The sequence below is a fragment of the Pseudomonas sp. QD4 genome (assembly GCF_049199125.1).
Taxonomy (GTDB): domain Bacteria; phylum Pseudomonadota; class Gammaproteobacteria; order Pseudomonadales; family Pseudomonadaceae; genus Aquipseudomonas.
The window spans coordinates 549,644-559,799 of sequence record NZ_JBLZOM010000003.1 but is presented as its reverse complement, the minus strand read 5'-3'; the positions used below and the strand labels follow the sequence as shown (position 1 = coordinate 559,799).

Below are 10,156 nucleotides of genomic sequence, written 5' to 3'. Positions count from 1 at the left end.
CGAAAACCTGCCGAAACAGCACTGGACCCTGGTGCGGCTGCGCCAGGGCGACCCGATCAAAGCCGAACCCAGAGACGATGCCCCCTCGGTCATCGACCTGGCGACAGACTGGACCACGGGCATCACCCGCCACACCACCGTGCAGCAGGATGACCACCAGCAGAGCTGGGTCAATGTCCAAGTCCTGGCAGCAGACGGCTCCATCGTCCACGGCTGGGCCAAAGACACCGACCGCCGCCTGACCCCCTGGCATTGGCCCGGTTTCGACGTCGTCGACGCCGCCAGCAACCAAGCCGGAACCTGGTGGGACGGCACCGCCAGCGCCTTCGTCGACTTCCTCAGAGGCGGCCAGCGACCCGAAGAAACCCCATTCTTCAAACACATCCGCCAACTCATGGGCTTGAACAACCAGGGCGAACTCAGTGAAGAAAACCTGGACGCCGCCTTGCAGAATCGAGCGCTTGCAAAGCGCCTGGGAGGCTTGATCGCCTATCACACCAGCGAATGGCACGTCCCGTCCTGGGCCGGCAAGTACGGCGTGATCTCCGAGATCGCGGTCAAGCTCGGCAAGTGGGCCATGGACAATGTGAGAGCGGAAAAGAACTGCGTGATGAAATTGCGTTGGTGGGGGGAGGTGGCTGCGGATGTTGGGTTACCGGAGGGGGCGAAGGTCTATCACTTTCATCCGATTGCTTTAGTTGCTGCAATCTTGAAAAGATCTTCTTGTCAGTGCGGTTGCTGCATAGGAAAGGTTTTTTATAGAGTTAAATATAATAATAAGTACGGTCCCGCGCATGCCGGCGAGATGCCCCTGGAAAGTTATCCAGCTTGGAATAGAATGGTGCAGTCAGGTGTGGTGTCAAATGATGAGAAGACAATAATAGTTGCAATGTCGCCAAACGAAGGAAACTTGGACTAAATTCAATCGTATGATAGCGAGATACTTACTGCTGGAGCTATGCAGAAAACAATAAATCCGCAGGGGCAGGGGGAGCTCTATGATCAAGTTGTTAAATTCAAAAATAGGCACTTGACACTTTATGATGAGTTTTTTGAGGATTGCGAGTGGAGTGTCAAAGGCTGCGAGTTTTCTTACAGAGGGTTAACCAAAGGGGCTTTAGTTAAGGAAATTAGAAAAGAGTTTTCTTTCACGAGTACATCAGGAAAAAAAGAAAGCCAGATATTGGCGCCCTTTCTAAATCTGATTCGCAGTGACGAATATGTCGAACTACAGGTGATGGATTTCATAGATCGATTGCGTCTTGTGGTTTCATTGGTGCCAAGTGGGCAGGTATATCAAATAAAGCAGTATTTAACCTCGCACTTAGGGCACGCTCTGGTACTGGATCATCACATCAATAGACCAACCTATGTCGTACGGGATCTTGGGGCTTCATTACTACGTTTTTTTCAGGCGAATCCTGAAGTTTCTAAGGTGCCCGGAGACTGGGGGCAATACCACCAATCGTACGAGAAAAAAATTCTTGAAGATTACGGAACAACAAGGCAGATGACAGATGCCACTGCACGCTACCATGCGTTAAGGTCAAGGTTATGAAAGTATTGTCGTGTCTTGTCACTTCTATTTTTTTTATTACTGCTAATGCGAAAAGTCTGAGCGAGATGCCCTCCGACTTAGATCAACCTGCACGCGTGGAGTTGCTTAGGGAGAAGCGAGAGGTAGTGACAGGTGACGCATGTGGGAAGATTGATTTTTTTGATGAGTATTTCAACAATAAGCAAGCCGAAAAAACCTACATGAAGGTAAGGTTCTCAAGTGATAGGGTTACCACTGATTACATCGATTTGGGGCAGATGAATATTCCATTTGTTAAAGATGACCTATCTGGCCACTTTTCACCCTCTTGCAAGCTGGCCTGGGTAGGCGCGCTAGACAAGGGGGAAGTGACTGATGACACAGGTGAGGTAGTAGGAAATCATGAGCGTTACTATTGTGTTTTTATCGCGCTTCCCCAAGCCTGTGTATTGGCAATTCACACCGATATGATGTGTTCTGGGAAATTTGATCGCTCAGATCAATGGATCAGAGATGATGGTTATCCCTCTTTAGATCTACTTTCTAAAGGCTTTCCAAATATAAAGAAATATATAAGTGGTCCGAATAGTCGAGTGGATCCTACGCTTGATGTAAATAATGTACTTCGTTGTGATCCTGTCTCCCGGGATAACGTGGGAGATTATCTAAAGGTGGTTAATGACGAGCGCCTGGGTGTGAGTGAAAATTTAAGGGGTAAAATAAGGGTTGAGGTGGATGCGTTAAATATAAAGTAAGTTGTCCGTAAAGTGTGGAACAATTGCCCGGTTGTGTTTCGGATGCGGTGGAACCTCTGTAGTACGAAGGTGCCCAACAAAGGACTGTAGTATCCTACAGTAGGAGTAGAAGAGTGAAAAAATGTCAGCTTGTCTACTTGCGTTCTTCTCCGTATCGATATTTGCAAACGACCGCGGAGGTGACAAACACGAAGTGTCAACTCGAGTCACCCAGGTCATATACTCGGAAGGTTGGGTCGGCTGCTACAAAATAAGAAGCACACTGTACACTTCTCCTGTCGACGGGAAGTCCTGTACAGATGTTTTTGCTGATACGTTGAAAGTCGAGCTTGTCAGCCAAGGCTATAGAGTTAGTCTATATAGCATTCAAGCTAGCCAGAATGTCTGCTCTTTCTCTTTTGATATGAATGAAAACAATGGCAGTCTAGTGCGCATGACAGAATTCGGTCCTGTGTTTCTTAATAGCGTTAGTGATCACCTAGCGCTATCATCCAAAGGCACTGACCCAATAGCAATTGGTTTGGGTGTGTGTGGCATTGACGCCGAAGTCGACGGATTAAAATTTCCGTTATCCAGCAAACAAGATATAGCATCGATATGCCCCGACGGAACATAGCGAAGGTCTTCTGCATTTATGAATTTCACGACTATTCGAACTGCTGATTGTAATTCTGAGCTGGTATTAGGTTAACTTGTGTGCTGAGTATTTCAGTACTAAAGCAAGGCGAAATTCCGCTCGATATGTTCAAAAAATGCCGTGGGGGTTAAATGTAACTGAAATAACTATTTGTCCCCTTAAAAGGAAAACTGGGCGATTTCGAAATCGCCCATCTTTATTTCAATACGATCAACACCATCACTTCAGTTGTTGACGTTTGTACCTCATCTTGTAACTCGAACATCGCAACCTTCTGTTTGCCTATCCATACCCACATCTTCAAGCCGCATTAATCCCCGAGTAACTTACCCACGCCCAGCCAGGTAAGCCTGATAATCGGGAATCCGATGGGTATGCGCCTGGCTCATCAACGGGCTGCTGAGCAGGTAGTCGGCGCTGCACTCGTTGCAGGCCACCGGAATATTCCACACGGCCGCGACTCGCAGCAGGGCCTTGATGTCCGGGTCGTGGGGTTGGGGTTCGAAGGGGTCCCAGAAGAACACCAGCAGGTCGACCCGCTGTTCGGCGATTTGTGCGCCGAGCTGCTGGTCGCCGCCCAAGGGCCCGCTGATCATGCTTTGCACCGGCAGGCCGAGGCGTTTGGTCAGCAGCAGGCCGGTGGTGCCGGTGGCCACAAGGTCATGCTCGGCGAGCGTGTCCTTGTGCCGTTCGGCCCAGTCCAGCAGGAATACTTTGCAGTGGTCATGGGCGACCAGGGCGATGCGCTTGCGCGCCGCCATGGTCTTTTCGGTGAAGCTGATACCGATCATCGGTTGCTGTTCCACGCTATGTCCGTTATTCCCGCAATGCGCTTATTCGGCGTTGCACAGGGCCAGGCAGTTATCCAGCATGCGGTTGGAGAAACCCCATTCGTTGTCGTACCAGGCCAGCACCTTGAGCAGTCGACCGCCGCTGACCTTGGTGTGGTTGGCGTCGAAGATCGACGACAGCGGGTTGTGGTTGAAGTCGCTGGAGACCAGGGGCAGGGTGTTGTAGCCGAGGATTTTCGAGTGCTGGCTGGCTTCCTTGAGCAGGGCGTTGACCTCGTCGGCGGTGGTTTCGCGCTTGAGGTACAGGGTCAGGTCCACCAGCGATACGTTGATCACCGGTACCCGTACGGCCATGCCGGTCAATTTGCCTGCCAGTTCCGGCAGCACCAGGCCCACCGCTTCAGCGGCGCCGGTCTTGCTCGGAATCATGTTCTGGGTCGCCGAGCGCGCGCGGTACGGGTCGGTGTGGTAAACGTCGGTCAGGTTCTGGTCGTTGGTGTAGGCGTGAATGGTGGTCATCAGGCCGCTTTCGATGCCCAGCTCGCGGTGCAGCACCTGGGCCACGGGCGCCAGGCAGTTGGTGGTGCAGGAGGCGTTGGAGATGATCTGGTGCGATTGGCGCAGCAGGTCGTGGTTGACGCCATAGACCACGGTGGCATCGGCGCCTTTGGCCGGGGCCGAGATGATCACTTTGCGGGCGCCGGCGCTGATATGCGCGGCCGCCTTGGCTCGGTCGGTGAACAGGCCGGTGCATTCAAACACCACGTCGATCTTCTCGGCGGCCCAGGGCAGTTCGGCCGGATTGCGGATGGCGCTGACGGCAATCCGGTCGCCGTTGACGGTCAGGCTTTCCTGATCGTGCTGCACGTCTGCATCAAAAGTGCCGTGCACGGTGTCGTATTTGAGCAGGTGGGCATTGATCGAGCTGTCGCCCAGGTCGTTGATGGCGACGATCTGCAGGTCCTGACGGTAGCCTTGGGTATAAAGTGCGCGCAGGACATTACGGCCGATACGGCCAAAACCATTGATTGCGATTCGTAGAGTCATTGGAAAAGTGCCTGCCGTGGTTTTGTTGTTGGAATTACAAGATTATTCGCAAAAAAATAGAAAACAAGCCTTTTTAGTGGCAATATTTTGTCTTATCTACAACGAGTGACCTGAATCAACTGGTCCAAATGGTCAAGAAACCGCTGCGCCTTCCTGGCCTGACGGCGTTTTGATCAGCATAGACAAACAGGTCGCCACATCCGTTAGCCTGGAGTTCTACACATGCATCCCCGCGTTCTTGAGGTCACCGAACGGCTTATCGCCCGCAGTCGCGGCACTCGCGAGGCCTACCTCGCTCTGATTCGCGACGCCGCCAGCGACGGCCCGCAACGGGGCAGGTTGCAGTGTGCGAACTTTGCCCACGGCGTGGCCGGTTGCGGCACCGACGATAAAAACAGCCTGCGGATGATGAACGCGGCCAACGTGGCAATTGTTTCGTCATATAACGACATGCTCTCGGCGCATCAGCCGTACGAGCACTTTCCGGAACAGATTAAAAAAGCCCTGCGCGAAATCGGCTCGGTCGGCCAGTTTGCCGGCGGCACCCCGGCCATGTGCGACGGCGTGACCCAGGGCGAGCCGGGCATGGAACTGAGCCTGCCGAGCCGCGAAGTGATCGCGTTGTCCACCGCCGTGGCGCTGTCGCACAACATGTTCGACGCGGCGCTGATGCTCGGTATCTGCGACAAGATTGTCCCGGGGCTGATGATGGGCGCGTTGCGCTTTGGCCACCTGCCGATGATCTTCGTCCCGGGCGGGCCGATGGTCTCGGGTATTTCCAACAAGCAGAAAGCCGACGTGCGCCAGCGCTACGCCGAAGGCAAGGCCAGCCGCGAAGAGCTGCTGGAGTCGGAAATGAAGTCCTACCACAGCCCCGGCACCTGCACCTTCTACGGCACCGCCAACACCAACCAGTTGCTGATGGAAGTCATGGGCCTGCACTTGCCGGGCTCGTCCTTCGTCAACCCCAACACGCCGTTGCGCGATGCCCTGACCCATGAGGCTGCGCAACAAGTGACGCGCCTGACCAAGCAGAGCGGTCAGTTCACCCCGATTGGTGAAATCGTCGACGAACGCTCCCTGGTTAACTCCATCGTCGCCCTGCACGCCACTGGCGGCTCGACCAACCACACCCTGCACATGCCGGCCATCGCCCAGGCCGCCGGAATTCAGCTGACCTGGCAGGACATGGCCGACCTCTCCGAGGTGGTGCCGACCCTGTCCCACGTCTATCCAAACGGCAAGGCCGATATCAACCACTTCCAGGCGGCGGGGGGCATGTCGTTCCTGATTCGCGAGCTGCTGGAAGCCGGCCTGCTCCACGAAGACGTGAACACCGTGGCTGGCCGGGGCCTGAGCCGCTATACCCAGGAACCGTTCCTGGACAACGGCAAGCTGGTGTGGCGCGACGGCCCGATCGAAAGCCTCGACGAAAACATCCTGCGCCCGGTGGCTCGCGCATTCTCGCCGGAAGGCGGTCTGCGGGTGATGGAGGGCAACCTCGGCCGTGGGGTGATGAAAGTCTCGGCCGTGGCCCTTGAGCATCAGATCGTCGAAGCTCCGGCGGTGGTGTTCCAGGACCAGCAGGACCTGGCCGATGCGTTCAAGGCCGGCCTGTTGGAAAAAGATTTTGTCGCCGTCATGCGCTTCCAGGGCCCGCGCTCCAATGGCATGCCGGAATTGCACAAGATGACCCCGTTCCTTGGCGTCTTACAGGACCGTGGCTTCAAGGTGGCGTTGGTCACAGACGGACGCATGTCCGGCGCTTCGGGCAAGATCCCGGCGGCGATTCATGTCAGCCCCGAGGCCCAGGTCGGCGGTGCGCTGGCGCGGGTGCTGGATGGCGACATCATTCGCGTGGATGGCGTCAAGGGCACTCTGGAGCTTAAGGTAGACGCCGATGAATTCGCGGCCCGCGAGCCGGCCAAGGGCCTGCTGGGCAACAATGTCGGCAGCGGTCGTGAATTGTTCGGCTTCATGCGCATGGCCTTCAGCTCGGCAGAGCAGGGCGCCAGCGCCTTTACCTCTGCCCTGGAGACGCTTAAGTGAAACTGGCCCTGGTCGGTGATATCGGTGGGACCAACGCGCGGTTCGCGTTGTGGAAAGACCAGCAACTGGACTCGATCCAGGTGCATGCGACGGCGGACTACAGCAGCCCGGAACAAGCCATCAGCGCCTACCTGAAGGACCTGGGCCTGGCCCCGGGTTCGATCGGTTCGGTGTGCCTGTCGGTGGCCGGGCCGGTGGGCGGCGACGAGTTCCGCTTTACCAACAACCATTGGCGCCTGAGCCGTCAGGCGTTCTGCCAGACCTTGCAGGTCGACCAATTGCTGCTGGTCAACGACTTTTCGGCCATGGCCCTGGGCATGACCCGGCTGCAACCCGACGAGTTTCGTCAGGTCTGCCCGGGCACGCCCGAGCCGTTGCGCCCGGCCGTGGTGATTGGCCCGGGTACCGGGCTTGGGGTCGGCACCCTGCTCGACCTCGGTGACCAGCGCTGGATGGCCTTGCCCGGCGAGGGCGGCCATGTCGACCTGCCGTTGAGCAGCCCTCGGGAGACCCAGCTCTGGCAGCACATTTTCAACGAGATCGGCCACGTCAGCGCCGAGACCGCCCTCAGCGGCGGTGGTTTGCCGCGGGTGTACCGGGCGATCTGCGCGGTGGACGGGCATCCGGCCGTGCTCGACACCCCGGAGGCGATCACCGCTGCCGGGCTGGCCGGTGACCCGATAGCCGTCGAAGTCCTGGAGCAATTCTGCTGCTGGCTGGGCCGGGTGGCCGGTAACAACGTGCTGACCACTGGCGCTCGCGGTGGGGTGTATATCGTCGGCGGAGTGATTCCGCGTTTTGCCGACTTTTTCATCCAGAGCGGTTTTGCCCGCTGCTTTGCCGACAAGGGTTGCATGAGCGATTACTTCAAGGGCATTCCGGTGTGGCTGGTGACGGCGCCGTATTCAGGCCTGACCGGAGCCGGGGTGGCGTTGGAACAGGCGGCGATCTGAGGGCGTCGAGGGTCTCCTGTAGCGGGCCGTTTAGGCCATAATCGCGCTCCATTCCTAACAACAAGGACGACCAAGTGAGCTCAGTCAGTAAGTCGATTTTGTTGGTTGACGACGATCAGGAAATACGCGAACTGCTGGAGACTTACCTCAGCCGCGCCGGCTTCCAGGTGCGCAGCACGGCCGATGGCGCCGGCTTTCGCCAGGCCCTGAACGAGGCCCCGAGCGACCTGGTGATTCTCGATGTGATGCTGCCCGACGAAGACGGCTTCAGCCTGTGCCGCTGGATTCGTCAGCACCCACGGGTGGGCCAGGTGCCGATCATCATGCTCACTGCCAGCTCCGACGAAGCCGACCGGGTCATCGGCCTGGAACTGGGGGCCGACGATTACCTGGGCAAACCCTTCAGCCCCCGCGAACTGCAGGCGCGAATCAAGGCCCTGTTGCGGCGTGCGCAATTCGGCCAGGAGCGCGCCGGCGGCGAGGTGCTGTGCTTCGACGACTGGCGGCTGGATATGGTCAGCCACCGGCTGTTCCATACCGACGGCGAGGAAGTGATCCTGTCCGGCGCCGACTTTGCCCTGCTCAAACTGTTCCTCGACCACCCCCAGGAAATCCTCGATCGCGACACCATCGGCAACGCCACCCGTGGCCGCGACCTGATGCCCCTGGATCGGATCGTCGACATGGCGGTCAGCCGCCTGCGCCAACGCCTGCGTGACACCGAAAAGCCGCCGCGGTTGATCCGTACCGTGCGTGGCAGTGGCTATCAGCTGGCCGCCAACGTGGTGGCCGGCAATGCTCACTGACGGCCTGCGGCGTCTCGCGACCCGGGTCCCGGTGCCGCGTTCGCTATTGGGGCGGATGCTGCTCCTGACGCTGTTGGCGGTGCTGTTCGCTCAGGCCCTGTCCAGCGTGATCTGGGTCTCGCAGTTGCGCGCCACCCAGCTTGAGGGCCTGGTCACCAGTGCCCGCAGCCTGGCCCATTCGATGACCGCCAGCGTCAGTTACCTGCGTTCGTTGCCGGTGGCCTATCGACCCCTGGTGCTCGACCAGTTGCGCAGCATGGGCGGCACGCGGTTTGTGGTGACCCTCAACGACAAGCCACTGGGCATGGAGGTGCTGCCGCCGACACCGCGCAAGCAGGCGGTGCTCAAGGCGGTGGACGAGGTGCTGCGCCAGTCCCTGGGCAGCGAGGCCGATATCTCGGTGACCTTCGTCAGCCCCGAAGACCTGCGGATCTTCAACGGCGGCCTGAAGCTCGACGAACTGCCGCGCTCCTGGGCCCACTACGCGCTGACCCTGGAGCCGGTCAACCCGCCGGTGCTGGTCACCCAGATCCAGATGGCCCCCGGCGAATGGCTGTACATCGCCTCCTTGCTCCCCGAGCCCTATACCAGCCTTGAAGAGCAGGGCCTGCCGGCTCAGCAGGTGTGGTTTATCGTGCTCACCAGCGGCTTCTTGCTGTTGTTTATCGGCCTGTTGGTGCACTGGCAGAGCCGTCCGCTCAAGCGTCTGGCGCGGGCCGCGCGGGACATGTCCCTGGGGGCGGACGTGGAGCCGGTGGCCGAAGGCGGTGGCAGCGAAGTGGTGGAAGTCGGCCGCGCCTTCAATGCCATGCGCGAGCGTATCAGCCGCTACCTGACCGAACGCAGCCAACTGTTCAGCGCCATTTCCCACGATTTGCGCACGCCCATCACCCGCTTGCGGCTGCGGGTCGAACTGCTGGAAGACGAACAACTGCAAAACAAATTCGGCCGCGACCTCGACGAGTTGGAGTTGCTGGTCAAGGGCGCACTGCAATGTGTGAAAGACACCGACATCCACGAGAACATCGAATCGGTGGACCTCAATCAGGTCCTCGATTGCCTGGTGGAACCCTACCTCGCGCCCAATGGCAACGGCCGGGTCACCCAGCAGGGGCGGGCGCTGGCCGGTTATCCGGGCAAGCCTCTGGCGCTCAAGCGCTGCATGGGCAACCTGATCGACAACGCGCTGAAGTACGGGCAGAACGCCCACCTGCACATCGACGACGATGAAAACGCCTTCATGCTGCACGTGGATGACGAGGGCCCCGGGGTGCCGGAACAGCGCCTGGAGCAAGTGTTCGAGCCGCATTTTCGCCTGGCCGGCCAGCAGCAGGGCTACGGCCTGGGGCTGGGGATCGCGCGCAATATCGCCCATAGCCACGGCGGCGAAGTCAGCCTGCAGAATCTGCGCGAAGGCGGGCTGCGGGTGACGCTGTATCTGCCGCGTTCGTTTGATTGAGCGCCTGTCGAAGGCGGGGTTGGATCGCCCAGGCAGGGTGAGCGCTTGAGCGCACCCGCCCTCTGTGGCGAGGGAGCTTGCTCCCGCAGGGCCAGCCGGTGCACTGAAGGTTTTCAACCTTG

General features: G+C 58.3%; 9 protein-coding genes. 7 read left to right on the top strand and 2 right to left on the bottom strand.

The window, feature by feature from the left end:
- From ACOZJV_RS22970 to ACOZJV_RS22960, 3 genes are all read left to right on the top strand, one after another.
- Positions 1-919, top strand: a 919-nt coding sequence (locus tag ACOZJV_RS22970; RefSeq protein ID WP_421548583.1) for a hypothetical protein, incomplete at its 5' end; no start/stop codon positions are given.
- A gap of 39 nt (positions 920-958) precedes the next feature.
- On the top strand, positions 959-1,558 hold the full coding sequence (locus ACOZJV_RS22965) for a hypothetical protein (protein WP_421548582.1): 600 nt from the start codon (positions 959-961) through the stop codon (positions 1,556-1,558).
- The gene (locus ACOZJV_RS22960; RefSeq protein WP_421548581.1) at positions 1,555-2,292 is read left to right on the top strand and encodes a hypothetical protein; all 738 of its coding nucleotides are present in this window, start codon (positions 1,555-1,557) and stop codon (positions 2,290-2,292) included. Before ACOZJV_RS22965 ends, ACOZJV_RS22960 begins: the two co-directional genes overlap by 4 nt.
- 963 nt (positions 2,293-3,255) lie before the next feature.
- Here the strand turns inward: ACOZJV_RS22960 and ACOZJV_RS22955 are convergent.
- Both ACOZJV_RS22955 and gap read right to left on the bottom strand, forming a co-directional pair.
- Complete coding sequence (locus ACOZJV_RS22955; RefSeq protein ID WP_020295785.1) at positions 3,256-3,720, bottom strand: methylglyoxal synthase; 465 nt, start codon at positions 3,718-3,720, stop codon at positions 3,256-3,258.
- A 42-nt stretch (positions 3,721-3,762) separates the two neighbouring features.
- Positions 3,763-4,767: a type I glyceraldehyde-3-phosphate dehydrogenase gene (gap, locus tag ACOZJV_RS22950; protein ID WP_020295784.1), complete on the bottom strand. Its 1,005-nt coding sequence runs from the start codon at positions 4,765-4,767 to the stop codon at positions 3,763-3,765.
- 222 nt (positions 4,768-4,989) lie between these two features.
- On the opposite strand from gap, the gene edd reads away from it, so the two are divergent.
- The 4 genes from edd (at position 4,990) to ACOZJV_RS22930 (ending at position 10,034) form a co-directional block, all read left to right on the top strand.
- Positions 4,990-6,816 carry a phosphogluconate dehydratase gene (gene edd, locus ACOZJV_RS22945; protein ID WP_078470932.1) on the top strand — a complete coding sequence of 609 codons (1,827 nt, stop codon included), beginning with the start codon at positions 4,990-4,992 and terminating at the stop codon, positions 6,814-6,816.
- Positions 6,813-7,769 carry a glucokinase gene (locus ACOZJV_RS22940; protein WP_421548580.1) on the top strand — a complete coding sequence of 319 codons (957 nt, stop codon included), beginning with the start codon at positions 6,813-6,815 and terminating at the stop codon, positions 7,767-7,769. The genes edd and ACOZJV_RS22940 overlap by 4 nt, the downstream gene beginning before the upstream one ends.
- A gap of 74 nt (positions 7,770-7,843) precedes the next feature.
- Positions 7,844-8,575, top strand: coding sequence for a response regulator (locus tag ACOZJV_RS22935; RefSeq protein ID WP_078470930.1), 732 nt, complete (start codon positions 7,844-7,846; stop codon positions 8,573-8,575).
- A gap of 31 nt (positions 8,576-8,606) precedes the next feature.
- Positions 8,607-10,034, top strand: a complete 1,428-nt coding sequence (locus ACOZJV_RS22930; protein WP_421548591.1) for an ATP-binding protein — start codon at positions 8,607-8,609, stop codon at positions 10,032-10,034.
- Positions 10,035-10,156 lie beyond the last annotated feature (122 nt).

Excerpts from the sequence above, each read along its gene's own strand:
- ACOZJV_RS22960 (WP_421548581.1), top strand. The coding sequence starts at position 1,555 with ATGAAAGTATTGTCGTGTCTTGTCACTTCTATTTTTTTTATTACTGCT.
- ACOZJV_RS22955 (WP_020295785.1), bottom strand. The coding sequence starts at position 3,720 with ATGATCGGTATCAGCTTCACCGAAAAGACCATGGCGGCGCGCAAGCGC.
- edd (WP_078470932.1), top strand. The coding sequence starts at position 4,990 with ATGCATCCCCGCGTTCTTGAGGTCACCGAACGGCTTATCGCCCGCAGT.
- ACOZJV_RS22965 (WP_421548582.1), top strand. The coding sequence starts at position 959 with ATGCAGAAAACAATAAATCCGCAGGGGCAGGGGGAGCTCTATGATCAA.
- gap (WP_020295784.1), bottom strand. The coding sequence starts at position 4,767 with ATGACTCTACGAATCGCAATCAATGGTTTTGGCCGTATCGGCCGTAAT.